24 protein-coding genes are annotated in these 25,474 nt (G+C 63.2%); 5 read left to right on the top strand and 19 right to left on the bottom strand.

Annotated elements, in window-relative coordinates:
- Positions 1-101: 101 nt before the first annotated feature.
- Entirely contained in the window at positions 102-809 is a 708-nt protein-coding gene (locus AWB77_RS31315; RefSeq protein WP_061138365.1) for a transposase, read from the bottom strand.
- Between the two features lie 206 nt (positions 810-1,015).
- On the opposite strand from AWB77_RS31315, the gene AWB77_RS31320 reads away from it, so the two are divergent.
- The gene (locus AWB77_RS31320; RefSeq protein ID WP_061138405.1) at positions 1,016-1,741 is read left to right on the top strand and encodes an OmpW/AlkL family protein; all 726 of its coding nucleotides are present in this window, start codon (positions 1,016-1,018) and stop codon (positions 1,739-1,741) included.
- A gap of 292 nt (positions 1,742-2,033) precedes the next feature.
- Complete coding sequence (locus AWB77_RS31330; RefSeq protein WP_061138367.1) at positions 2,034-2,411, top strand: ElaB/YgaM/YqjD family protein; 378 nt, start codon at positions 2,034-2,036, stop codon at positions 2,409-2,411.
- A gap of 4 nt (positions 2,412-2,415) precedes the next feature.
- Here AWB77_RS31330 and ugpQ read toward each other — a convergent pair whose 3' ends face one another.
- The 12 genes from ugpQ to pilM form a co-directional block, all read right to left on the bottom strand.
- Positions 2,416-3,171, bottom strand: coding sequence for a glycerophosphodiester phosphodiesterase (gene ugpQ / locus AWB77_RS31335; RefSeq protein ID WP_061138368.1), 756 nt, complete (start codon positions 3,169-3,171; stop codon positions 2,416-2,418).
- A gap of 14 nt (positions 3,172-3,185) precedes the next feature.
- A complete protein-coding gene (locus tag AWB77_RS31340; RefSeq protein WP_061138369.1) occupies positions 3,186-4,262 on the bottom strand; it encodes a sn-glycerol-3-phosphate import ATP-binding protein UgpC in 1,077 nt (358 codons plus the stop codon).
- Between the two features lie 3 nt (positions 4,263-4,265).
- Positions 4,266-5,111, bottom strand: a complete 846-nt coding sequence (gene ugpE, locus AWB77_RS31345; protein ID WP_061138370.1) for a sn-glycerol-3-phosphate ABC transporter permease UgpE — start codon at positions 5,109-5,111, stop codon at positions 4,266-4,268.
- Positions 5,108-5,992 (bottom strand): sn-glycerol-3-phosphate ABC transporter permease UgpA, encoded by an 885-nt coding sequence (gene ugpA, locus AWB77_RS31350; RefSeq protein WP_061138371.1) that lies wholly within the window; start codon positions 5,990-5,992, stop codon positions 5,108-5,110. The genes ugpE and ugpA overlap by 4 nt, the downstream gene beginning before the upstream one ends.
- 49 nt (positions 5,993-6,041) lie before the next feature.
- The gene (ugpB, locus tag AWB77_RS31355) at positions 6,042-7,367 is read right to left on the bottom strand and encodes a sn-glycerol-3-phosphate ABC transporter substrate-binding protein UgpB (RefSeq protein ID WP_061138372.1); all 1,326 of its coding nucleotides are present in this window, start codon (positions 7,365-7,367) and stop codon (positions 6,042-6,044) included.
- A 30-nt stretch (positions 7,368-7,397) separates the two neighbouring features.
- On the bottom strand, positions 7,398-8,618 hold the full coding sequence (locus AWB77_RS31360; RefSeq protein ID WP_061138373.1) for a deoxyguanosinetriphosphate triphosphohydrolase: 1,221 nt from the start codon (positions 8,616-8,618) through the stop codon (positions 7,398-7,400).
- A gap of 44 nt (positions 8,619-8,662) precedes the next feature.
- Complete coding sequence (gene aroB, locus AWB77_RS31365) at positions 8,663-9,739, bottom strand: 3-dehydroquinate synthase (RefSeq protein WP_061138406.1); 1,077 nt, start codon at positions 9,737-9,739, stop codon at positions 8,663-8,665.
- Positions 9,740-9,747: 8 nt separating this feature from the next.
- Entirely contained in the window at positions 9,748-10,299 is a 552-nt protein-coding gene (locus AWB77_RS31370) for a shikimate kinase (protein ID WP_061138374.1), read from the bottom strand.
- 103 nt (positions 10,300-10,402) lie between these two features.
- Complete coding sequence (locus AWB77_RS31375; protein WP_061138407.1) at positions 10,403-11,905, bottom strand: type IV pilus secretin PilQ; 1,503 nt, start codon at positions 11,903-11,905, stop codon at positions 10,403-10,405.
- A 35-nt stretch (positions 11,906-11,940) separates the two neighbouring features.
- On the bottom strand, positions 11,941-12,807 hold the full coding sequence (gene pilO / locus AWB77_RS31380; protein WP_061138375.1) for a type 4a pilus biogenesis protein PilO: 867 nt from the start codon (positions 12,805-12,807) through the stop codon (positions 11,941-11,943).
- Positions 12,804-13,475 (bottom strand): hypothetical protein, encoded by a 672-nt coding sequence (locus AWB77_RS31385; RefSeq protein ID WP_061138376.1) that lies wholly within the window; start codon positions 13,473-13,475, stop codon positions 12,804-12,806. The genes pilO and AWB77_RS31385 overlap by 4 nt, the downstream gene beginning before the upstream one ends.
- A complete protein-coding gene (pilM, locus tag AWB77_RS31390) occupies positions 13,472-14,473 on the bottom strand; it encodes a type IV pilus biogenesis protein PilM (protein WP_061138377.1) in 1,002 nt (333 codons plus the stop codon). Before pilM ends, AWB77_RS31385 begins: the two co-directional genes overlap by 4 nt.
- Positions 14,474-14,746: 273 nt before the next feature.
- On the opposite strand from pilM, the gene AWB77_RS31395 reads away from it, so the two are divergent.
- Complete coding sequence (locus AWB77_RS31395; protein WP_061138378.1) at positions 14,747-17,155, top strand: penicillin-binding protein 1A; 2,409 nt, start codon at positions 14,747-14,749, stop codon at positions 17,153-17,155.
- 53 nt (positions 17,156-17,208) lie between these two features.
- Here the strand turns inward: AWB77_RS31395 and cyaY are convergent, their stop codons facing one another.
- Complete coding sequence (gene cyaY / locus AWB77_RS31400; protein ID WP_061138379.1) at positions 17,209-17,526, bottom strand: iron donor protein CyaY; 318 nt, start codon at positions 17,524-17,526, stop codon at positions 17,209-17,211.
- A 35-nt stretch (positions 17,527-17,561) separates the two neighbouring features.
- Between cyaY and lptM the strand changes: the two genes are divergently transcribed.
- Both lptM and lysA read left to right on the top strand, forming a co-directional pair.
- Positions 17,562-17,825, top strand: coding sequence for an LPS translocon maturation chaperone LptM (gene lptM, locus AWB77_RS31405; protein ID WP_061138380.1), 264 nt, complete (start codon positions 17,562-17,564; stop codon positions 17,823-17,825).
- A 43-nt stretch (positions 17,826-17,868) separates the two neighbouring features.
- Positions 17,869-19,131 carry a diaminopimelate decarboxylase gene (lysA, locus tag AWB77_RS31410; RefSeq protein ID WP_061138381.1) on the top strand — a complete coding sequence of 421 codons (1,263 nt, stop codon included), beginning with the start codon at positions 17,869-17,871 and terminating at the stop codon, positions 19,129-19,131.
- A 48-nt stretch (positions 19,132-19,179) separates the two neighbouring features.
- Here lysA and msrQ read toward each other — a convergent pair whose 3' ends face one another.
- The 5 genes from msrQ to AWB77_RS31435 all read right to left on the bottom strand — a co-directional run bounded on the left by msrQ (position 19,180) and on the right by AWB77_RS31435 (position 25,218).
- Complete coding sequence (gene msrQ / locus AWB77_RS31415) at positions 19,180-19,818, bottom strand: protein-methionine-sulfoxide reductase heme-binding subunit MsrQ (protein WP_061138382.1); 639 nt, start codon at positions 19,816-19,818, stop codon at positions 19,180-19,182.
- A 3-nt stretch (positions 19,819-19,821) separates the two neighbouring features.
- Positions 19,822-20,802 carry a protein-methionine-sulfoxide reductase catalytic subunit MsrP gene (msrP, locus tag AWB77_RS31420; protein WP_061138383.1) on the bottom strand — a complete coding sequence of 327 codons (981 nt, stop codon included), beginning with the start codon at positions 20,800-20,802 and terminating at the stop codon, positions 19,822-19,824.
- Between the two features lie 127 nt (positions 20,803-20,929).
- Entirely contained in the window at positions 20,930-22,132 is a 1,203-nt protein-coding gene (ccsB, locus tag AWB77_RS31425) for a c-type cytochrome biogenesis protein CcsB (RefSeq protein ID WP_061138384.1), read from the bottom strand.
- A 4-nt stretch (positions 22,133-22,136) separates the two neighbouring features.
- Entirely contained in the window at positions 22,137-24,368 is a 2,232-nt protein-coding gene (locus AWB77_RS31430) for a cytochrome c biogenesis protein ResB (protein ID WP_061138385.1), read from the bottom strand.
- A gap of 175 nt (positions 24,369-24,543) precedes the next feature.
- Complete coding sequence (locus AWB77_RS31435; RefSeq protein ID WP_061138408.1) at positions 24,544-25,218, bottom strand: c-type cytochrome; 675 nt, start codon at positions 25,216-25,218, stop codon at positions 24,544-24,546.
- Positions 25,219-25,474: the final 256 nt, after the last annotated feature.

Below are 25,474 nucleotides of genomic sequence, written 5' to 3' on the forward strand. Positions count from 1 at the left end.
TATAATGGGGCCGCATCAATCATCGAAAAAAAGAAACGGCGACCCGCGAAAATACGAGACGCCGTTTCATCTTTGGCTTCAGGAACGCCCGCGTAAGGCCGTTATTGAGGCTGGGGGGTCTCGCGGATCTTGCGTGGACGTCCGCGCGGCAGCGGCGAGACGCGGCGGTTCGCGGCGCCCGACGCCCATTCGCGATAGGCCTCGCTGCCGAGCACCCAGCCTTTGAGTGTCGCTTGCAAGAGACGGTTGGCCTCGCGCTCGTCGAGCGGCTGTTCGCACAACTCCTTATAGGCGTGCTGGCGTTCGAACGGCGTATTGCCGAGCGACCAGAACAGCGGATGGTCGGTGATGAGTCCATCGAGCGTGACGCCGATGTGATGGCGGAAGCTGGACCACTTGTAGTCCTGCGGTGCCGTGACGAGCTGCGCCCGCACGGGCGCCATTTCGACGACGCGCGTGGCGAGCAGAAAGTAACGTTCGCCTTCGATGACCGTGGCACGATAGCGGCCTTCCCATAGCGTGCCGCGTCGCATGTAACGGCGATTGAAGTGCGCTACGTAACGACGTCCCACGGCCTGCATCGCCTTGGGCAAGCTCGCTTCGTCGCGCGGCGTGACGAGCAGATGCACGGCTTGCGGCATCAGCGCATAGGCGTGGATGGAAAGATGATGATCGCGCGAAGCCGTCCTCAAGCAGTCGATGAAGAGCTCGTAGTCCTGGTCGTCGACGAATGCGGGCTGCTGGTCGAGACCACGCAGGATGACATGCTGCGGCTGTTCGGGAACGTAGAGTCGTGCAAGCCGTGCCATTCTGGATATTCCGTTGGTCGCGTTTGTGTTACCCCAATTGGGGGCCTTTCGGAGCCTTAAGCGGCAGCATGGACAAAACACATGCAAGTGCCGTGCAACGAGGCCCCAAAGCCGCTCTTTGCCCTAGGGAAAATGCTCTACGGCGCCGCTATGGTTTATGTGAAATGTTGTGTTCATAATGAGCGTGCTTTTTGGAGGAGCACAAATTGAAAATAAAACAAGTCATCACGGGGATTGCGGCATTAGCGTGTGTGTCGACTGTGGCACATGCGCAATCTGCCGGATCCTTCTATGCCACGGCAGGCTGGTTTCACTTTGCCCCGCAAGACAGCAGCGGTCCGCTCAAAGAAACAAGTGTAGGCGGATCTCCGGTCAATATCGATGTTCCAGGAACAGGCGCGGGCATTTCGAGTGCTGATACAGCCGGCTTCACGGTAGGCTACTTCGCCACCGACCATATCGCCGCCGAACTCGAAATGGGCGTGCCGCCCACGTTCGACCTCGAAGGCACGGGCAGCTTCTCCCAGTACGGCAAACTCGGCAGCGCGAAGCAATGGAGCCCGACGCTGCTCTTCAAATACTTCTTCAATGCGCCTACGGCGAAGTTTCGTCCGTTCGTCGGCGTTGGTGTGACGCGGACGTGGTTCACCGACGCAAAGATCACAAATCAGCAATTCGAAGGCTCGGTCCTGCATGGTCCGACCACCGTCGATACGGATAGTTCGTGGGCGCCGGTGTTTAATGTCGGTGCGACTTACAATTTCACAGAACACTGGTTCGCCGGATTTTCAGTGTCGTTCATTCCTTTGAAGGCCACGGCGAAGCTGAGCACGCAGGCGCAAACGCCGGTCGGTACGCTCAATGTCCAGTCTCAGGCGAAAATCACGCTCAACCCGATCGTCACATATTTGCGAGTCGGCTATCGTTTCTAAAGTCAAACTGCTCTCGAGCATGTAACGACGATACAGGCGTCATCGCAAACCAGGATAGCGCCGGCATGATTCACAAATGCCGGCGTTATTTTTTGCATGTCGCTTGTAAATGTGACCTTCATCGAAACGCGTCGCTTGCAGTTCTTACGCGTTCGTTCGAGTCGAGTGACAGTCGCGGTCGCGGTTACCGAAGCGTTGCGCAACGTCGAAGCATCGGCATCGAATTTGCTGCATCATGGGTTTTCCCGCCTCGGGCGGATCATCCACGACTCATCCATCGACGGAGCGATCTATGAACGCATTGCCTAACACGCGAGACGCCATCGGAGATTCATGGACCACGACGAGCCGCCGCGCACGCCGCATGGCACGGCATGGACGTGAAGCAGCCGAGGATATCGGCGTCGAGCTCAGAACGCTTCTGGGCGAACTCGAAAGCGCGCTGGCCGAGGGCACATCGGCCGATGCCGCCGCACTGCGCGCGCAAATCGGTCAACGCCTCGACAACGCGCGCGCACGTCTGAACGATACCCACGCGGTGCTTCGCGAACGCGCGGGCGCCGCCTTGGATGACGCCGACGCCTATCTCCACGAAAAGCCGTGGCAAACCATCGCGCTCGTCGGCGGGCTCGCGCTCGTTGCAGGCGTATTGCTGGCTCGCGTGCGCTGACGTCTCAACCGGCCGGCGCTTCCAGGAAATCAGCGCCGATGATGTCGATGCGGTCCGTGCAGATCGCGTCGACGCCCCATTGCGCGAGCAGCCGTGCGCGCGCCGGGTCGTTGACCGTATAAGCGAGAATGCGCAAGCCCGCGTCCTTGATCTGCGCTACGAGCGCTTCATCGAGCGTGCGGTGATTGGCGTGCAGCGACACGCACGACAACGCCTGAGTCTGCGCACGCCAGTTCGCGGGCACGCGCTCGTAGAGCATGCCGCGCGGCAGATTCGGCGCGACATCGCGCGCGGCTTCGAGCGCCGCATATGAAAACGATGACACCAGCGGCGCGACCTCCGCATCGGCCCATAAATGCGCCGCCTCGCGCGCGACGAGCACGCCCGTTTCGACGTCGCGGCCCTGACTCGGCTTGATCTCGATGTTCGCCGCGAGCCCATGCTTCATGCATCGTTCGTGCACTTGCGCGAGCGTCGGCATGCGCGCGTTCGCGAACTCGGCGCTGAACCACGTGCCCGCGTCGAGCGCGCGCAACTGCGCATAGGTCATCGCCTTGGCCGCGCCGCGCTCGTTCGACGTGCGATCGACCGCGTCATCGTGCAGCAGGAAGACGATATCGTCGGCGGAGAGCTTCGCGTCGAACTCGATCATCTTGTGGCCGAAACGCGCGCCGACGTCGATCGCTTCGAGCGTGTTCTCCGGCGCGAGCTTGCCGCCGCCGCGATGCGCGACGATCGCGGGATAAGGCCAGGTTCTCATCGCGTGTGCTCCATTCAGTTGGCGCGGATTCCCGTTGCCGGATCGAAGAAATGCAGATGGCGCGCGGGCAACGACACGTCGAGCCGCTCGCCACGCCGCGGCCGATGCTCATGCGGCAAGCGCGCCGCCATGTCGTGCTTGCCCCACTTGCCATGCGCGAGATTGTCCGCGCCCAGCAACTCGGCCGAGTCCACTTCGAGCGGCGCGCTCGGCGCGTTTTCATTGCCCGGCGTCATATGCTCCGGACGAATGCCGATGATCCACTCGCGCCCGTGCATCGCGCCATTCACGCCGGAAACCGGCAATGCAGGGCCGTCGCCGGCAACGGCAAACGTCGATCCGTCATCCGACAAACGTCCTTCGAGCAAATTCATCGCCGGCGAGCCGATGAAGCTCGCGACGAACACCGTCGCCGGACGCTCGTACACTTCGGTCGGCGCGCCGATCTGTTCCGCGTGACCCTTGTTCATCACGATGACGCGTTGTGCGAGCGTCATCGCCTCGATCTGATCGTGCGTGACGTACAGGCTCGTGGTCGCGAGACGCGCGTGCAGGCGCTGGATTTCGAGCCGCATCTGCACGCGCAGCTTCGCATCGAGATTGGACAACGGTTCGTCGAACAGAAAGACCGCCGGTTCGCGCACGATCGCGCGGCCCATCGCGACGCGCTGCCGCTGACCGCCCGACAATTCGCGCGGCTTGCGTTCGAGCAGATGTTCGAGTTCGAGGATACGCGCGGCATTCGCGACGCGCGATTCGATCGACTTCCTGTCCGCGCCGCCGATCTTCAGCGCATACGCCATGTTCTGCGCGACGCTCATGTGCGGATACAGCGCATAGTTCTGAAAGACCATCGCGATATCGCGGTCCTTCGGCTCCAGCTTGTTCACGACCTTGCCGCCGATTTCGATCGCGCCATCCGACACGCTTTCGAGACCCGCGACCATGCGCAGCAGCGTCGACTTTCCGCAGCCGGACGGACCGACCATCACGACGAACTCGCCATCGTCGACCGCCACATCGATGCCATGCAGCACGTAGTTCGTGCCGTCGTAGGTTTTCTTGACGCCTTTGAGATTCAACGCAGCCATGTTTTATTTCTCGGAATCGACGAGTCCACGCACGAACCAGCGCTGCATCGTCAGCACGACGGCGAGCGGCGGCAGCATCGCGAGCAGCGTCGCGGCCATCACGTAATGCCATTCGGTCGCGGTATCGCCGGAAGCGATCATGCTCTTGATGCCGACCACCGCCGTTTGCAGCGACACCTCGTTGGTGATGAGAATCGGCCAGAGATACTGATTCCAGCCGTAGATGAACGTGATGACGAACAGCGCCGCGATGTTCGTCTTCGAAAGCGGCAGCACGACGTCCCAGAAGAAGCGCAGCGGCCCCGCGCCGTCGATGCGTGCGGCTTCCATCAGTTCGTCGGGCAGCGTCATGAAGAACTGGCGGAACAGGAACGTAGCCGTTGCAGAGGCGATCAGCGGCAGTGTCAGTCCGGCATATGTGTTCGACAGATGCATCGACGACACGACCTGCACCGTCGGAAAGATGCGCACTTCGACGGGCAGCATCAGCGTGATGAAGATGAGCCAGAACGCGAGGTTCTTCATCGGGAAACGGAAGAAGACGATCGCGTAGGCGGAGACGATCGACACCGCGATCTTGCCGAGCGAAATCACGAGCGCCATCACGAGACTGTTCAGCAGCATGCGGCCGAAGGGCGCCGCCGCGTTGCCGCTGCCGTGCGCCCAGATGTACGCCATATTCTCGAACAGATGCGTGCTCGGCACGAGCGAGAGCGGCACGCTGAACACTTCCTTTGCGTTCATCGTGGCCGCGCAGAACGCGACGTACACCGGAAACACGATCAGCGCGACGCCGAGAAGCAGCACGACGTGACAGAAGATATCGAAGCCGCGACGGTTTTCGATCATGAGTATTGCACCCTGCGTTCGACGAAGCGGAACTGCACCACCGTCAACACGACGACGATCACCATCAGTACGACCGACTGCGCGCCCGAACTGCCAATGTCGAGTCCCTGGAAGCCTTCCGCGAAAATCTTGTAGATGAGCGTCTTGGTCGATTGCGCAGGACCGCCGCCGGTCGCGGCATCGATGACGGGGAAAGTATCGAAGAACGCGTAGACCAGATTCACGACGAGCAGAAAGAACGACGTCGGCGACAAGAGCGGCAGCGCGATACCGAAGAAGCGGCGCACGGGACCGGCGCCGTCGATCGCGGCCGCTTCGATCAGCGATTGCGGAATCGCCTGCAAACCCGCGTAGAAGAACAGGAAGTTGTAGCTGACCTGCTTCCACACCGACGCAAGCACGACGAGGAACATCGCCTGCGCGCCGTTCAATGCGTGATTCCAGACGATGCCTTGCTTGGCCAATGCGTACGTCACGAGCCCGATGCTCGGATTGAACAGGAACGACCACAGCACGGCGGCGATCGCGGGCGCGACCGCATACGGCCAGATCAGCAGCGTCTGATACGCCTTCGCGCCGCGCGTCACGCGATCGGCGCATGCGGCGAGCAACAGCGAGATCACGAGACCCGACACCGTGACGAGCGCGCAGAAGATCATCGTCGTGCTGAACGACGAGAGATAGAGCGGATCGGCGAACAACTGCCTGAAGTTTTGCAGCCCGACGAACTCGCTCGACGTGCCGAACGCATCCTGGCTTTGCGTCGCCTGCCAGAGCGCTTCGCCCGCGGGCCAGAGAAAGAACAGCGCGGTGATTGCGAGCTGCGGCGCGACGAGCAGATACGGCAAGACGCTCGTATCGAAACGAGAGCGTTTTTCCATGGTTCGATTTCCCGAGGCGCCCGCGCTTTCAACGCGCGGGCGCGTGAGCTTAGTTGCCGCTCTTTTCGAAGCGGCGCAGCAGTTCGTCGCCGCGTTGCACCGACGCGTCGAGCGCCTGTTGCGGCGTCTTCTTCTCGGCCCAGACCTGCTCGAGCTCTTCGTCGACGATCGTGCGGATCTGCGGCATGTTGCCCAGACGCAGGCCCTTCGTGTACGCGAGCGGCGGCTTGTTCAACATTTGCTTGATGGCGATGTCGGCGCCGGGATTCTTGTCGTAGAAGCCCTGTTTCTGCGTGAGTTCGTACGCGGCCTGCGTGACCGGCAGATAGCCCGTGTCCTGATGCCACTTCGCCGCGACTTCCGGCGTCGACAGGTACGCGAGGAACTTCGCGACGCCCTTGTAGACGGCCGGGTCCTTGCCCGACAACACCCACAGACTCGCGCCGCCGATGATCGCGTTCTGCGGCGCGCCCTTCACGCTCGCGTCGTACGGCATCATGCCGACGCCGTAATCGAACTTCGCGAATTTGGCGATGGTCGCGCGCGAGCCCGACGAGTTCGTGATGATCCCGCAATCGCCGCTATAGAACTTCGACACCGGCTCGTCCTTGCGGCCGACATACGTGAACGTGCCTTCCTTCGCCATGTTCTGCAGGAACTGGATGTGCGCGACCTGCAGCGGCTTGTTGAATTCGAGCTTGGCGTCGAGGCCGTCGAAACCGTTGTTCTTCGTCGCGAACGGCGCGGCGTGCCATGCGCTGTAGTTTTCGAGCTGAATCCAGCTTTGCCAGCCCGATGAATAGCCGCACGAATAGCCCGCGGCCTTCAGCTTCTTCGCGTCGGCTTCGACATCGGCCCAGGTCTTCGGCGGCTGGTTCGGATCGAGGCCGGCCTTCTTGAACGCGTCCTTGTTGTAGTAAAGAACGGGCGTCGAGCTATTGAACGGCATCGAGATCAGATGCCCCGTCTTGGCGTCGCTGTAATAACCGGCGATGGTCGGCACGAACGCCTTTTCGTCGAGCGGCACGCCCGCCTGCTTGAACACGTCGTAGACCGGAATGACGGCCTTCTTCGCCTGCATCATCGTCGCGGTGCCGACTTCATAGACTTGCAGGATCGCGGGCGCATTGCCGCTGCGATACGCCGCGATGCCCGCCGCGAGCGCCTGATCGTAGGTGCCCTTGAACACGGGGATGATCTTGTAATCGCTCTGCGACTTGTTGAAGTCGTTGGCGATGTCGTTTACGCGTTCGCCGAGCGCGGCTTCCATCGCGTGCCAGAACTGGATTTCCGTCGCGGCGTGCGCGGCAGTGCTGAGGCCGAACGTCAAAGCGGCAGCAGTCGTGATCAGGCGAAACAAGGGCTTGCGGACCATCGATGAGTCTCCGTGTCTAAACGTTATAAGTTAGTTGTTATCGATGACAAACAGTCGTTGATACTCCTTCAATGCGTAGCGGTCAGTCATCCCGGCGATGTAATGCGCGATGAGCCGCGCCTGCGAACTGTCGTGAGTGGACGACGGCGCGTCGTTCGCGGATTCTTCGATGACCGGCCCGCGCGCCTGATACGCCGGCGGCAAGAGACGCGGATCGTCGGTGAAGGCTTCGAAGAGACCCGTCACCACGCGCTTCGCCTTGTTGGCCATCCGCATCACGCGATAGTGCCTGTACAGGTTCTTGAACAGGAAGCGCTTGAGTTGCGCCGCCTGAGCCGCGACTTCATCGCTGTGTGCGACGAGCGACGGCGCATTGCGCACGTCGTCGACCGATTGCGGCGCGACACGTTCGAGATTGCGGCTCGTCGCCTCGATCAGATCGACGATCAGCGTATTGATGATGCGGCGGATGGTTTCATGAATTAGCCTGCGCCCTTCGATGTCCGGATAGTCCTCGCGCGCGGCATCGAAATGCGTGTGCCAGAGACTCACTTCGGAAAGCTGTTCGAGCGTGATGAGACCGGAGCGCAGACCGTCGTCGACATCGTGATTGTTATACGCGATTTCATCGGCGACATTGGCGATCTGCGCTTCGAGCGACGGCTGCTTGCCCGTGAGAAAGCGCTCGCCGAGATCACCGAGCTTGCGCGCGTTTTCACGCGAGCAATGTTTGAGGATGCCTTCACGTGTTTCGAAGCACAGGTTCAGGCCGTTGAACGCGCCGTAGTGCTCTTCGAGTTGATCGACCACCGCGAGGCTTTGCAGATTGTGCTCGAAGCCGCCGTGATCGCGCATGCAGTCGTGCAGCGCGTCCTGTCCCGCGTGGCCGAAGGGCGTATGGCCGAGATCGTGCGCGAGCGAAATGGCTTCGACGAGATCCTCGTTCAGCCGCAGATTTCGCGCGACGGAACGCGCGATCTGCGCGACTTCGAGACTGTGCGTGAGGCGCGTGCGAAAGAGATCGCCTTCGTGATTGACGAAGACCTGCGTCTTGTATTCGAGCCGGCGAAACGCGGTCGAATGGACGATGCGGTCGCGGTCGCGCTGAAACTCCGTGCGTGCCGCTGGCGGCGTCTCGGCGAAGCGCCGCCCGCGCGATTGCGACGCGTGCGCCGCATACGGCGCGAGATGTTCTTCGAGCGCGCGCGTCGACGGCGTGCCCGGCAAAGGTTGATCTTCTGTTTCGCTCACCGGCTGCTCCGCATCGTCGTGGTTCTAGCCGCCGTTCGCGCGGATCAGACGCTGGCTGCGAGCGTCGCGCGCACGGCCTGATCGGGCGCGCCCGTGATTTCGGTCGCGCCGAAACGGGTCAGCAGAATGAATTTGATCTCGCCGGCTTCGGCTTTCTTGTCGACCTTCATCAGGTCCACGTAGCGATCGTCGCCGAGCTTCGGCGCGATGACCGGCAGCTTCGCCGCCTCGATCACGCGCACGAGCCGCTGGCGCGCGGCTTCGTCGAGCCTGCCGAGACGCACCGAAAGATCCGCCGCCATCACCATGCCGCAACCGACCGCTTCGCCGTGCAGCCATTCGCCGTAACCGAGCCCGGCTTCGATTGCATGGCCGAACGTGTGGCCGAAATTGAGGATCGCGCGCTGCCCGCCTTCGCGCTCGTCCGACGCCACCACCGACGCCTTGATCTCGCACGAACGCTTCACCGCGTGCGCAAGCGCTTCGTCGTCGCGGCGATTGAGCGCGTCGACATTGCTTTCGATCCAGTCGAAGAATTCGGCGTCCGCGATGGCGGCGGTCTTGATAACCTCGGCGATGCCCGCCGCCAGTTCGCGCTCCGGCAGCGTGTGCAGCGCGCCGATATCCGCGATCACCGCCTGCGGCTGATAGAACGCGCCGATCATGTTCTTGCCGAGCGGATGATTGATGCCCGTCTTGCCGCCGACCGACGAATCCACTTGCGAAAGCAGCGTGGTCGGCACCTGGATGAACGGCACGCCGCGCATGTAGCACGCGGCCGCAAAACCCGTCATGTCGCCGACGACGCCGCCGCCGAGCGCAATCAGCGTCGTTTTGCGATCGGCGCGCTCGGTGAGGAGCGCATCGAAGATCGTGTTGAGCGTTTCCCAGTTCTTGTGCGCCTCGCCATCCGGCAGGACGACCGTCGTCACTTTCTTGCCGAGCGGCTCGAGCGCCGCGCGCAAGCGGTCGCCATAGAGCGGATCGACGGTCGAGTTCGTGACGATCGCCACGGACGCGCCCTTGATATGCGGCGCGAAGAGTTCCGTGCGGCCGGTCAGGCCCGCACCGATGTGAATGGGATAGGCGCGCTCGCCCAGTTCGACGTTGACGGTAATCATGGCGGACATTATGACTCAGCCGACTTGACGACGCCGGCGACCTCCAGTTGCATCAGGACCATATTGACGAGCGCGTTCACGGTCGGCCGACCCGTTTCCACGACGAAATGCGCGCATTCCTGATACAGCGGATCGCGCGTCTGAAAGAGCGCTTCGAGCTTGCCGCGCGGATCTTCCGTCTGCAGAAGCGGACGATTCTTGTCGCGCCGCGTGCGCTGCCAGAGATCGTGCGGATTGGCGCGCAGATAGATGACGATGCCGCGATTCCTCAGATGTTCGCGATTCTCCGGGCGCAGCACCGCGCCGCCGCCCGTCGCGAGCACGATGCCGCTTCGCTGCGACAGCTCGTCGATGACATTCGCCTCGCGCTGACGGAAGCCCGCTTCGCCCTCGAGTTCCCAGATCACCGGAATGCGGGCGCCCGTGCGCGCCTCGATCTCGTGATCCGAATCGATGAACGAGCGCTGCAGACGGCGCGCAACCGCACGGCCCACGGTGGTTTTACCCGCCCCCATGAGTCCGACGAAATAAATGTTCGCGTTCGCGTGCCCTTCCTGCAACTCGGTTTCCTTCCAGTTCGATGCAATTTGTTCGTGCGGCAGCTTAAGGGCAAACCGCCCGCTTTGTCGAGTCGCGCGGCCCTTTGGCGGCGCCGCGGCGGGCTCATCCGCCCGGCGCGATCACGTGCGGCGTAATCAGCACGACGAGCTCGCTCTTCGAGCTGCGGCGCGCGTGGTGACGGAAGAGCCATCCGACGAGCGGCAGCTTCGACAGTAACGGCACGCCGGTCGTATCCTGCCGCTCGTCATCGGAGTAAATTCCGCCGATCGCGACCGTGCCGCCGTTCTCCACTTCCACGCGCGTCTGCACATGCTTGGTATGGATGGCCGGCCCGTTCGCCGTCTGCTCGCCGACACTGTCTTTGGTGACGTCGAGATCGAGGATGACGTGGCCATGCGGCGTGATCTGAGGCTCGACCTCCAGTTTGAGCGTTGCGCGCCGAAACTGCACGCCCGACATACCGTTGCCGACCTTCGCCTGATACGGCACTTCCATGCCTTGCTCGACGATGGATTTCACCCGGTCCGCCGTCACGACGCGCGGCCGCGAGACGATCTGCCCGCGCCCTTCGGCTTCCATCGCGCTTAGTTCCAGGTTGAGCAGCCGGGTCGCCTGCGCGACGAAGAGCGTGAGTCCGGCGCTCGCCGCGTCGAAACCGTTGATCGGCCCTGCCGTCAGATCGTATACCACACCGTCCTTGCCGCCCGCGACGCCGGTCGACGGATCGTTTCGCGGCGCGACGCTCAACTTGACGCCGAGATTGCGCGACAGCCCGGCCTCGCCTTCGACGATCTGCGCTTCGATCATCACTTGCGGAGTCGGCTTGTCGATCAGCGCGATCAGCTCCGCGATCTGCCGCACGCGTGCATCGAGATCGGTGATGAAGAGCAGATTCGTGCGCGGATCGGAAATGGCGGAGCCGCGTTTGGACAAGACGCGCTGACTCCCCGAGCCGGACAGCATCTTGCGCAGTTCATCCGCGCGCGAATAGCGCAGCACGAACGTACGGCTCGCGAGCGGTTCGAGATCCGCGGCGCGCGCGTGGGCTTCGAAGCGCAGCTTTTCGCGCGCGGCGAGTTCGGCGAGCGGCGCGACCCAGATCACGTTGCCGTGCTGCTCCATCGCGAGACCGTGGACTTCGAGGAAGGTGTCGAACGCGCGCCGCCACGGCACGGCGACGAGATTCATCGACACCTGTCCGCGCACCTTGTCGCTCGCGACGATGTTCACGCCAGCAAACCGCGCGAAGGCGTGGAGCGCGGCGGCGAGGTCGGCGTTTTTCAGGTCGAGCGTGATCGGCTTGCCGTCGTCGTTGCCGGACGATGCGCCGCTCAGACGTTCGAGTGCCGGCAAAGGCACGGGCGGGCCTTCCAGCGCATCCGTCGATTCCGCAGCCGGCTTCGCGGGCGCGGCGGCGTCCGCACTCTGGACGGCGGGCACGTCGGACGCGAGGGGCGCGAGGGGCGCGAGGGGCGCGATGGACGCGGCTTGATCGACGGACTGCGCATCGAACGATGCGGGCAGCGGCGGAAGCGGCGCGATGACCGCGTCGGCGCTATCGGCGGCCAGCGCCGCGTGTGCCGTGAGCAGCAACGCCGCGCTCATCGTCGTGAAAATGCGTGCAAGCTTCGCGGGATGTCTCACGTGCGATCCTCCTCGAACATCAGCTTGCGCGACACGCCGTCCCGACGAGCAAGCTCGACCGCGCGCGGCACGACGCTTCCGATACGCTCGTCGCCGATCTTCTGGCCCGGCGCGAAACTGTCGACGTCGCGGCCGCTTTGCAGCAGCGCCATCGCGCGGCGACGTCCGACGATCGTGCCGACGAGCAACATGTCGCCGGTCTGCGCGGCCGCATCCGCGCTGCCGAACGGATCGACGATGAACGCGTTCGCGCGCGGCGCCGCCGTGTGCACGACCGGCGGCAGCGTTTCGAAGACGCGCAACGTCGCTTCGATGACGAGCGCGCCCGCCTGCCGCTTGATCTGCACGTTCTCCGGCACGACGAGTCGCGGCAGACCGGCCAGCGCGTCGAGAAAGCGCCGCATTTCCGCGAAGGTCGCGTCAGCGCGCAGTTTGAGCGCGCGCTCCGGAACCGGCCCGCCGCTCTTGCCCGCGACAGGCTCGATGCCCGCGACGCGCAAACCGCTCTGCGCGGCGAGTTCGGCAATATCACGCAGCGCGTCGGCGGCGCTCCAGTGCTCCGGCTCCAGCCGATCCGACGATGCGCGCGCCCGCAGCGCCGACAATGCGCCAGCGATGCGCCCCGCGTCCTGCACTTTCGCCTGCGTCGCCGTCAACGCAGCGCGGCTTGCGTCGAGCTGGTTTGCATCCGACATCCGCCATGCATGCACGCCGAACGCGAACACGAGCAGACCCAGCGCAAGCGCAGCCGCGGCCGTTCGACGCCACGACCATTCGTCGAGCGCCCTGAAGAAGAACCGCGCGCCGCGTGTACCCGTACGCGCGCGCGTCTTTACCGCGATATTCATCGGGATCGTGCTCATGGACGTTTCCCCTTTGCCGCCGCCAGGACCGGGCGCGCCTGACGCGCCGCCGCTTCATCGGATGAATGTTCCGGCGCATAACGTACGAGCGCGACGAATTCAAAATGCGCAGCGTGCGCTTCGAACGACGCCGGTGCCCCGCGTTTTGCCGCCTGCACAGGCTCGGCGCGCCGCTTCATTTCGATTACCTCCACCGCCTGCACGCCGCGCAGGCGTTCCAGACGCTTGAGCCATTGCGTGGCCGACTGCGAATCGGGCGCGAGCGCGGCGAGTTCGACCTCGTTCGTTCGCTGCGATACGCGAGCGAGCGCGACGCCGCGTTGCGCGGGCGCGTCTGCGAGCGCTTCGAGCAGCGCGAGAAAGCGCTCGCGCGGCAATGCCAGAGGCTGCGCGGCCTCACGCGCACGCCGCCGCTCGCTTTCGGCGCGCAGGAGCCGTGCGTGTTCGTCGAACTGTGCGCTCGATGCACGCAGCGACGTCTCCAGCGCCACGCGCCTTTCGTCGAGACGAACGCGCTCGAACGCGTCCCAGCCCGCGACGGCGCCCACTGCCGCGAAGGCCGCAAGACCGACCGCCCCGATCAGCGTGAGCCGCTGACGCCGCAATTCACGACGCTTGCGCGCACGATATGGCAGCAGGTTGAATCCCTCGTGCATGGCGGCGTTCATTGCATCACCTCGCGCAAAGCCAGTCCGAAGGCCACCGCGAAGCGCGGCGAATGCTTGTGCGCCGTCTGGATGTCGGCGGTGCCGTTGCAATATGGCGCGGCCTCGAACGGCAGCGCCGGGCAACCGAAAGTCTTGCCGAGCACGGGAAGCGGAACGCCCGCATGCGCCAGCAATTCGATCTGCCCGCCCATGTAGATGCAATCGAGCGGCGCGGCGTCGCCCGCGAGTTCGTGCAAGGCGTCGGCGATGCTTCGATGCTCCGGCGCCGGATAACGGACCTCGTTTTCGATGCCGCGCGCGCCGGCGAGCCAGCCGTGCAGGCCGGTGCTTTCCAGCCAGCAGACGAGATAGCGCGCATCCGCATCGAGCTCGACCGAACCCGCGTGGCGCATTGCGCGCAAGGCGGCGGCCGGCTCACCATCGATCGCCGATAGCGCGATGCCCGCCTCCGCCGCCGTCTCGACGCGCGCCTCGACGTGCCGGCGCGCCGTCGCCGCGATCGACACGAGCGCCTCGCTGTCTTCCCGCGTCTGCACGGACCAGTCGACCGCCAGCGCGCCGCGTTCGATGCCCGCCGCGCGCTCGGCATGCGCGAGCACGGCGGGTTCGAGCATGCCGCGCGGATCGCCGCCGATCGACGGAGCGAGCGGTTCGCTGCCGTCGATCAGCCGCGCGAGTGGGATCTGCGTGGTCAGCGTCGCGGACGCGGGCAGCCCCATTGCGCAACGCAACGCGCGCCACGCGCCGCTTTCCGGCAGACGCCCGAACGCCTCGCGCAACGACGCGACGATCGCCGCGCGATCGACGAAATCGCCATCGATCACCGCGCCCGACGGCAGCGCCACCGTTTCCAGATGCTCGACGCACACCGACGCGTTCGCGCGTAATCGTCTGCTCACGACAGCGACGCGCACCGCGTCCTCGCTCACGTCGATGCCCGCCGCATAGCGCCGCGTGACCGTCAGCATCGTGCCGCGCAGCGTGTTTTCCTTGCTCATGAACCACTCCTTCCGTTCGCTCGCGCACCGAACCGTTCGGGCGCTCGAGGTCGGATGGATTGTCGCGAGCGTCGCCTGCGGCGAACACTCGGCCGAATGGCTAACGCTCGCGATGGAAAGATGATTCCAGGCAGGATCGCGCGTATCTTGAAGAAAGCGGCAACCGTGTATGCCAGCGCGTGCCAGCGCACGCGGCGGGCGCGGGCGCCGAGAGCGTCCGGAAAAGTCCTAAATCGGGGCAGCTATAATCGCGTGACTGTTTTTGGTGGTGCTATGCAATCCTCTTCCCCGTCCAACCCGCCGTCCACGCCGCCCGAGAAACCGAAAAAAGCCGCACGCCCCTGGTGGGCGCGGGTCATGCTCGGATGTCTCGTCGGCATTTTTGCGCTGGTCGTCTGCGCGGGCCTCGTGCTCGGCTATGCGCTCGTCGTCGCGATGCCGAACCTGCCGTCGCTCGAAGCGCTGACGGACTACAAGCCGAAGGTGCCGCTGCGCATCTATACGGCGGATCACGTTCTCATCGGCGAATTCGGCGAGGAACGCCGCAGCGTCGTGCGAATTCAGGACGTGCCCGATCATCTGAAAAAAGCCGTGCTCGCGATCGAAGACGCGCGCTTCTACGATCACGGCGGCGTCGATCTGACCGGCATCCTGCGTGCGGGCTCGGTCGCGCTGACCAACGGCCACGCGTCGCAGGGCGCGAGCACGATCACGATGCAGGTCGCGCGCAACTTCTTTCTGTCGAGCGAAAAGACCTACACGCGCAAGATTTACGAAATGCTGCTCGCGTACAAGATCGAACGCGCGTTGACGAAGGATCAGATTCTCGAGGTCTATATGAATCAGATCTATCTCGGACAGCGTGCGTACGGTTTCGCGAGCGCCGCGCGCGTCTACTTCGGCAAGGATCTGAAGGACGTCTCGCTCGCCGAGGCCGCGATGCTCGCGGGTCTGCCGAAAGCGCCGTCGGCATATAACCCGGTCGTCAATCCGAAGCGCGCGAAGGTGCGGCAGGAGTACATCCTGCAACGCATGCGCGAGTTGAATTTCATCACGCAGGCGGACTACGACGAGGCCGTAAAACAGCCGCTCGTCGTGAAGGGACAGGGCCGCGAGTTCAGCGTGCACGCCGAGTACGTGGCGGAAATGGTGCGTCAGATGTTGTACGCGCAGTATCGCGAGGAAGCGTACACGCGCGGCCTGAACGTCGTGACGACGATCGATTCCGCCGATCAGGACGCCGCCTATCGCGCGGTGCGTAAAGGCCTGATGGACTACGAGCACCGTCACGGCTATCGCGGGCCGGAGGGCTATATCGATTTGCCGGCGGATGCGGACGACCGCGAGCAGGCCATCGACGATGCACTCGCCGAGCATCCCGACAACGGCGAAATCGTCGCGGCCGTGGTGACGTCGGCGAGTCCGAAGGAAGTGAAAGCGAGCTTCATCGACGGCAATACGGCGACCATCAGCGGCAACGATCTGCGCTTCGTGCAATACGCCCTCAGCGCGCGCGCACAGCCGAATTCGCGCATCCGTCCGGGCGCGATCGTGCGTCTCGTGAAGAACGACGACGGCGACTGGATCATCACGCAGCTGCCGCAGGTCGAAGGCGCGCTCGTCTCGATGGTGCCGCAGGACGGCGCGATCCGCGCGCTCGTCGGCGGCTTCGACTTCAACAAGAACAAGTTCAACCACGTCACGCAGGCGTGGCGTCAGCCGGGTTCGAGCTTCAAGCCGTTCATTTATTCCGCATCGCTCGAAAAAGGTCTTTCGCCCGCGACGATCATCAACGACGGACCGCTCTTCTTCAGCGCCGCCGAAACCGGCGGGCAGGCGTGGGAGCCGAAGAACTACGGCGGCGGTTTCGACGGCCCGATGACCATGCGCTCGGCGTTGCAGCGCTCGAAGAACATGGTGTCGATCCGCATCCTGAGTCATATCGGCACGAAGTACGCGCAGCAGTACATCACGCGCTTCGGCTTCGATGCGGATCGTCATCCCGCCTATCTGCCGATGGCGCTCGGCGCGGGTCTCGTCACGCCGCTGCAAATGGCGGCCGGTTACGCGGTGTTCGCGAACGGCGGCTATCGCGTGAATCCGTATCTGATCGCCGACATCACCGATCCTTACGGCCGCGTCGTGTCGCATCCGCAGCCGCTCGTCGCGCAGCAGAGCGCGCCGCTCGCGATCACACCGCGCAATGCGTTCGTCATGAACAGCCTGTTGCAGAGCGTCGCGCAGCACGGCACGGGCGCGAAGACGAATCAGTTGAAGCGCGGCGATCTCGCCGGCAAGACGGGCACGACGAACGACTCGCGCGATGCGTGGTTCGCCGGCTATCAGCGCACGCTCGTCGCGATCGCGTGGATCGGCTACGACAATCCGCGCAGCCTCGGCGACAAGGAAACGGGCGGAGGCCTTGCGCTGCCGGTGTGGATGGATTACATGAGCCGCGCGTTGAAGGGCGTGCCCGAGTACAAGCCGATGATGCCGCCCGATATCACTTCGCTCGGCAATGAGCTGTACTACGACGACATGACGCCAGGCCGCGGCTTCGTCGCGACTATCGGTGTCAGTCAGGCGCCGCCGCAGGAGGGCGTCTCGGGCGTCACCGCGCCCGCGCCTGAAGTCGGCGAGCAGGAAAAGCAGGACATCATGAATCTGTTCAAGGGGCAGTAAGCGCGCCCCGGCGCTTCCCGAAGCGGGCGGATCACGCGGTCCGCCCGTTTTTTTTACGCCTTGAAGCGGATCGGTTCGCCCGCCTGCTCGCTCGAATACTTGCTCAGCGTCGCGAAGAATTCGCTGTTGTCGCGCGTGTCGCGCCAGGCGCCGTCGACGTACTTGTAGTGGAATCCGCCCGCCTTCGCGGCGAGCCAGATCTCGTGCTTCGGCGGCTGCAGATTGACGATCACCTTCGTGCGATTCTCGAATTCCAGCGTCAAAACATTGCCGCTGCGCTCGAATTCGATGTCGGCGTCGGCGTTGTCCACCGAGCGCTCGATGGCCGTCAGCGCGGCCTCCGCCAGCGTCAGGTATTCCTGGTCTGTCATGCTAAACTCCATCGATTAAACGTATAGGGACGGTCATGCGAGTTGTTTTCAGGATGAGCGCGATTGTAGCGGCTTTGAGCATCGGCGCCGCCGCAACACTCTCGCTCGGCGGGTGTGGGCAACGTGGTCCGCTGTATCTGCCGAAGGTGCCGCCGCTGCCGCAACGTCCTGACAATCTCCAGAATACGCCGCCTTCGAACGTCGCTCCGGGTAACGAAACGGCATCGAGACAACCGCTGTCGCTGTCGCCCGAAACCAATCTGAATTCGGCGCCCAAGCCCGCTTCGTCCGCCGACTGATCTTCCGCCTCGCGCGCTGACACGCGCACTTTCGATTCCACGCATGAGTGATTCCGCATTCCATTACGTCGACGGCGTGCTCTACGTCGAAGGCGTCTCAGCCGCGTCGCTCGCGGAGCAGTTCGGCACGCCGCTCTATGTCTATTCGCGCGATGCGCTGACGCGCGCGTATCACGCTTACGCCGATGCCTGCGCCGGCCGCAAGGCAACCGTGCACGTCGCGGTGAAGGCGAACAGCAATCTCGCGGTGCTCAACGTGTTCGCGCGCATGGGCGCGGGCTTCGACATCGTGTCGTCGGGCGAACTCGCGCGCGTGCTCGCCGCAGGCGGCAAGGCAGAAAACACGGTGTTCTCGGGCGTCGGCAAGACGGCGGCGGAAATGCGCGAGGCGCTCGAAGCAGGCGTGAAGTGCTTCAACGTCGAATCGATTCCCGAGTTGCACGCGTTGAACGAAGTCGCGAAGTCGCTCGGCAAGAAGGCACCCGTTTCATTGCGCGTGAATCCCGACGTCGACGCGAAAACGCATCCGTATATTTCCACCGGCCTCAAGTCGAACAAGTTCGGCGTCGCCTTCGCCGATGCGCGCGCCACGTATCGCGAAGCCCACGCCATGCCGAATCTCGATGTCGTCGGCATCGATTGTCATATCGGCTCGCAGATCACCGAGATCAGCCCGTATCTCGACGCGCTCGACAAGCTGCTCGAACTCGTCGATCAGATCGAAGCGGACGGCATGAGCATTCGTCACGTGGATGTCGGCGGCGGTCTGGGTATCACCTACGACGACGAAACGCCGCCCGAGATCGGCCTTTTCGTAAAGACGCTGCTCGATCACATCGAAGCGCGCGGCCACGGCCAGCGCGAGGTGTATTTCGAGCCGGGGCGCTCGCTCGTCGGCAATGCGGGCGTGCTGCTGACGCGCGTCGAGTTCCTGAAGCCGGGCGAGGAAAAGAACTTTGCCATCGTCGATGCCGCGATGAACGATCTCGCGCGTCCCGCCATGTACGAGGCGTTCCATCGCATCGTGCCGGTCGTGAAGCGCGACGAGAAAGCTCACGTTTACGATGTCGTCGGCCCGGTTTGCGAAAGCGGCGACTGGCTCGGGCGCGATCGCGAACTGGCCATCGCATCCGGCGATCTGCTCGCGATCTGCTCGGCGGGCGCGTACGGCTTCGTGATGAGCTCGAACTACAACACGCGTCCCCGCGCCGCCGAAATCATGGTCGACGGCGAACGCGCGCGGCTCGTGCGCGAGCGTGAGGACGTCAAGCAGTTGTTCGCCGGCGAATCGATCCTGCCGGACTGAATCGCGCGCTTCCAACAAAAAGCGATGCCCTGAGAAGCATCGCTTTTTTCATGCACGCCGCGTTCTGAGCCACGCGATCACACGCCAGCCGAGCAGCACGATCATGATCGCGCCATAAATCTTCGGCAATTCGAGATCGTGCTTGCCTGCTTTCATCCACCAGAAATGCAGGATCGCGAGCACGGCAATCAGATAGATCGCGCGATGCAAGGTCTGCCAGCGGCGACCGAGCTTGCGCACCATCGCTTTCGGCGATGTGACCGCGAGCGGGATCAGCAGCAGGAACGCCGCGAATCCCACCGTGATGAACGGCCGCTTGCCGATGTCCTTCAGCATCGCGGCGACATCGAACCATTTGTCGAACCAGATGTACGTCGTGAAGTGCAGCACGGCGTAGAAAAACGCGAAGAGGCCGATCATCCGCCGAAAGCGCACGAGCGCCGTCACGCCGGTCAGCCGACGCACGGGCGTGATCGCGAGCGTGATGCAGAGATAGACGAGCGTCCAGAGCCCGGTCGAGCGCGTGATGAACTCGATCGGATTCGCGCCCAGGCCTCCGGTCGCGCCGAGCAGCACGAGACGCGCAAGCGGAAACAGCATCGCGATGAAGACGACGATCTTCACCGGCACGAGCCAGCGCGGACCGGACGCGACGCGCACGCCCTTGATTTGGGAAGCCGACGACATCGTTCAGAAGTTCTTCTTGAGATCCATGCCCGTGTAAAGCGACGCGACCTGATCGCCGTAGCCATTGAACATCAGCGTCTTGCGCTTCGGCTGGAAGAATCCGTCTTCGCCGATGCGCCGCTCGGTCGCCTGACTCCAGCGCGGATGATCGACGTTCGGATTCACGTTCGAATAGAAGCCGTATTCGCTCGGCGCGTAGAGGTTCCAGCTCGTCGGCGGCTGCTTCTCGACGAAGCGGATTTTCACCAGCGATTTCGCGCTCTTGAAGCCGTACTTCCACGGCACGACGATACGCACCGGCGCACCGTTCTGATTCGGCAGCACTTGCCCGTACAGACCGACGGTCAGCAGCGCGAGCGGGTTCATCGCCTCGTCCATGCGCAGGCCTTCGGAATAGGGCCATTCGAGGATTGGCGTCGAAAGTCCCGGCATCTGCGACGCATCCGCAAGCGTGATGAACTGCACGTATTTGGCATTGCCCGTCGGCTCGGCGCGTTTGATGAGTTCCGACAGCGGCACGCCGATCCACGGAATCACCATCGACCAGCCCTCGACGCAGCGCAGCCGGTACACGCGTTCTTCGAGCGGCGCGAGCTTGAGCAGGTCGTCGAGGTCGTAGACCTTCGGATTCTTGATCGCGCCTTCGACGGACACCTTCCACGGGCGCGGACGCAACGTGCCCGCGTGCTCCGCGGGATCGCTCTTGTCGGTGCCGAATTCGTAGAAGTTGTTGTAGCTCGTGATGTCCTTGAACGGCGTCGGCTTGTCGAGCGCGACGAACTTTGCGTTGGTGGTCGCCGCGAGCTTCTGGCCCTTGGCGTCGGGCGATGTCAGCGTCGCGTGGGCGAGGCCGCTCGCGCTCAACATGCCCATCGCGCCCATCGAGCGCAGCACGCGCCGGCGGTTCTCGAACACGTCGCGCGGCGTGATTTCGTGACCGGCGATGTCATCGCCGTATAGATGGCGATTGCGTTTGATCCACATGAAGCGCTACTCCTTCCGTTCATTCCTGTAAGAGGAAACAGCAGTTTGAGTGCCAGTATTCCACCGCAAAACGAAAAAAAACCGCCAGCGTCACGCATGGCGGTTTTTTTTCGGCCAATGCCGCCGATCAAAGCTTGCCGTAGCTATGCAGGCCCGACAGGAACATGTTCACGCCGAGGAACGCAAAAGTCGTGACGACCAGACCGGTCAGCGCCCACCATGCCGCAGCGGCGCCGCGCAGGCCCTTCATCAGACGCATGTGCAGCCATGCCGCGTAGTTCAGCCAGACTATCAGCGCCCACGTTTCCTTCGGGTCCCAGCTCCAGTAGCCGCCCCACGCTTCCGCCGCCCACAGCGCGCCGAGAATCGTCGCGATCGTGAAGAAGGCGAAGCCGACGGCGATCGACTTGTACATCACGTCGTCGAGCACTTCGAGCGACGGCAGGCGGTCCGCCATGAAGCCGCGCTGCTTGCCGAGATACGCGACGGAAACCATCGCGGAAAGCGCGAAGCTGCCGTAGCCGATGAAGTTCGCCGGCACGTGGATCTTCATCCACCAGCTTTGCAGCGCGGGCACGAGCGGTTGGATCTGCTGCGCGTCCCGCGCGATCGAATACCACATCAGGAAGCCGACCGCCGCGCTGATGACGAGCAGCACGAACGCGCCCATTGCGCGCGTCGAGTAATGCTGCTCGTAGTAGAGATAGAACAGCGACGTAATCAGGCAGAACAGCACGAAGACTTCGTACAGGTTCGAGATGGGAATGTGACCGACGTCCGCGCCGATCATGTACGACTCGTACCAGCGGACCATCAGGCCGGTGAAGCCCATCAGCACGGCGACCCACGTCATGCGCGAGCCGATCGCGCCGCCCGTCTGCGAGCGCGTCACGAGACCGATCCAGTAGAACAGCGTCGCGAGGATGAAGAGCGCGCTCATCCACAAAATCGCGGACTGGCTCGAAAGAAAGTACTTGAGGAAGAAATTCGTTTCGGCGCGCGCGAGGTCGTGCTGATAGAGCTGGATCGAAAAGAGCGACAGGACCGCGATCATCGCGATCAGCAGACGCACCGGTTTCCAGCGCCATCCGAGCACGACGAAGGTCGGCACCGCGCCGATCAGCACGGCCGTGTCGTACACGTCCATGTACGCGTGATAGCGATTCAGCGCGAAGCCCGCGCCGGCGACCATCGCGAGGGCGAACAGCCAGTCGACGAGCGTCAGCCTGCGCAGGAACGGACGATCGTCGAACACGGCGACATCGGGGAGTCCCGAAGCCGGACGTTCCGTCTTGGCGGAGGCGTGGGAGGAAGTCTGTGTGAGGTCCATGATCTTACCGTGTTGAAACTTCCGAGCTCGATGTCTCGGATTGCGAATGCCGGGGCGCTTCATGCGCCGGGGACGGATCACCGGTCTCGGCCGGTTTCACACCGAGCGCCGCCGCGATCTGCGCGCGCGTGCGCACGAATTCCTTTTCGAAATCGAACGTGCGGCGGGCCGTGGACATCGCCATCAGCACGCTCGCCCCGCCTTGGCCCGAATCTTTGAGCCAGAACCAGAGCCGTCGTTCGCGCACGTAGAACATCGCGAAAATGCCCACAACGAGCAGAAGGCTGCCAAGATACACCAGATTTTTACCTGGCGCGCGCGTCAACTGGAATACCGAAGCTTGCACCTGCCTGAAGTTGTCCAGTTGCAGAAAGACCGGCGAACCGTACAGAAAGCTGTCGGAAAGCGCGTTGATCGACGACTGTACGAACGCGGCGTTCTTGTCATCCACTTTAGCCGCGGGCTGGCCGTTCTGCTCGCGGGAAATCTGCCAGACGTCCCACATCGCGCCTTCGAGCATGCGCATCAGCAAGCCGGCGGCTTTCTCCTGCTCACCCTTCGGCACCGATTTGTCGATGAACATCGCAATGCTCTGGAAGCCGCCGTTCATCTGAGGATTGCTCGCCGCCTTGCCGGTTTCGTCGGCGCCTGCGAAGAGATTCAGCACGCGAACCGCGCTCTCTTCCAGATGCTTCTGCAATTCGCCGTTTTCCTGCGGCACCGAGCGCAGCGCGAAACGGTGGGCGGCCTCGGCGCGCGTCGCGGGCGTGGCGAGCGCGGCGCGCAGGTCCATCCACTGTTTGATCGTGCCCTGTTCGTCGGCGGGAATGCGCAGATAGCGGAACGGATCGTTCGGACTCACGCGCATGCCGGCGAGGAACATGCGCTGACCGCTGACATCGACCGGCAACATGTAGTTGCTGTACTCGCGCGCCTGACCGTCCGTGCCGCGCACCTTGTATTGCACCGACGGGCCGATATTGCGCAGATCCGTTGGCTTCGATGTTTTCGCGCCGGAGCCGAGACGCTCGTCGAACGCATCGCGCAGGGTTTCCTTCTTGCCGACGCCGCGCGCGTCGGGTGCGCCGCTGCCATCGGTCATGTTCTCGACATTGATCGCGCGGAAGTCCGTGAATTCGACGGTTTCGCCCTGCGCGCCCGTGAACTGCGTGCCGATGGGCGCGGTGCCGCCGATCGTCCCGCTGAACGGCGAGGTCTTCGCGCTGCCGCCGGTCATCGGCCAGGCGGTCATGTCGAGCTTCGAGCCGCCGTCCTGAAAGCTCGACTGATAGATGGAAATGCCGTCGTAGGTGAACGGCTTGTTCACCTCGACGCGCGCTGGAATGCGCTTGCCCGTCTTGTGATCGATCACGACGATGTCGCTCGCAAAGAGCTTCGGCATGCCCGTCGAGTAGTAATCGACGATGAACTTGTTCAACTGGATCGAGAACGGCAAGTCCTGAATGATCGAACCGTCCTGCTGGTTCAGGATCGCCGTGCCGACGAACTGGCCTTCGGGCACCCACGCGTAGCCGCGAAACGTCGGGTTCGACGTCGACAGACGATGTCCCGGCGGAATGTCGTTGATGACGGCGTTGCTGTTGATCGGCGTCTTGTTGAACATCCACATCTGCAGTTTGATGGGCAGATTGCTGTCGAGCAGGCCGCCGACGCAGATCACGACGATCGCCAGATGCGCCGAGATATAGCCGATCTTCGTCATCGCGCCGCGCTTGGCGGTGATGAGCGTCGCGCCGTTGTCGGTCTCGCGCGTCTTGAAGCGGTAGCCCATCTTCGCGGACAGGCGTTCGAGCGTCGCCGCCGTTTGCGCGCGATCAGCCGTGACCGTGAACTCGCCCTTGTGATGGAACGCGCGCAGCCCACCTTCATGCACGCGATCCTTCCAGCTCTTGATGTCCGCGATCATCTTCGGGCTGTTGCGGATCACGCATAGCGACACCGAGATCACCAGGAAGATCAGGATCAGCATGAACCACCATGCGCTGTACACGGTGTAGATGCTCAAGCCACGGAAGATGTCCGCCCAGAACGGGCCGAACTGATTGACGTAGTTGGGATAGGGATCGTCCTGCGTAAGCACCGTGCCGATGACGCTCGCGATCGCCAGGATGACCAGCAACGCGATGGCGAAGCGCATCGAACTCACGAGTTCGACGAAATGCCTGATGGCCCGACGGCTCGACTTCGACTGCAAACCCGATGTGGTGACGCTCATTCAAACTCCGGCTGGACAGCAAAAAAGGGTGGAGACGCTGGCGGTCTTATCGACCGACGTCCCACCCTTTTCTTGTTTTTGCGCCGGTCTTCTCGGATCTTCCCGGGACCGGCTTCTAGTATGGGCAATTCTCCGTTTCGACGAGGAGAACCGCTGGACGCTGACTGCTGCGCGTTTAATGCAAACCGGCGATGTAGTCGGCAACCGCCTTCATCTCGGCTTCGTTCAGGCGCGAGGAAATCTGGTGCATCGGCTCGCTATTGTTGCGTTGTCCGGATGCGAAGGCGTTCAACTGCGCCACCGTGTAATCGCCCCATTGCCACGACAGCCGCGGATACTGCACCGGAATGCCCATGCCCGTCGCGCCGTGGCACGCCGCGCACGCCGGGACGCCCTTATCCGCGATGCCGCCACGGTAGATCTTCTGCCCCAGCGCGACGTCGTTCTTGTCGCGCGCGTAATTGGCCTTGGCCTTCTGCGACGCAAAGTATGCCGCCACGTTCACCATATCCTGATCCGATAGGGCGCCCGCTATACCCGCCATGATCGGATTGTTGCGCGCCGGCGCCTTTGCACCTGGCTGCGTCTTGTAGTCCTTCAACTGCTTGACGATGTACTCGGCGTGCTGACCCGCGAGCTTCGGAAACGCCGCGCCGGCGCTGTTGCCGTCCGCCGCGTGACACGCCGCGCATACCTGTGTCGCGATGGCCTGCCCGCGCGTCACATCCGGCTTTGCCGCTTGCGCGGGCTCGGCCGCATTCACCGACATCGATACTGCTAGTCCACTCAACCCTGCACCGAAAGCCGCCGCTGCCCGAATCACTACCAGAGACCTGTACAGTCGGTTCATTCGCGTACCCTGTTTTTCGTCTTGTGAGAATGTGAGGTTCTGCAAAAAACGACGGCGACCGATCATCGCCGCAAGATACCCTGCCTTCTGAACGAAGAGGCCCAAAAGTATGCCTCTGAAAACTGTCTCGCTCCTTGTGGGTGCCGCCTGCGGCTTGGGTCTTGCGTGCCCGCGCTGATCTTTAAAAATCCGTCGTATTGTACAATAACCCGCTACACGCAAAGACGCCAGTCGGGGCATGCCCAGTATTCGCCGG

It is taken from the genome of Caballeronia fortuita, from assembly GCF_001544835.2.
In the GTDB taxonomy this organism is placed as follows: domain Bacteria; phylum Pseudomonadota; class Gammaproteobacteria; order Burkholderiales; family Burkholderiaceae; genus Caballeronia; species Caballeronia fortuita.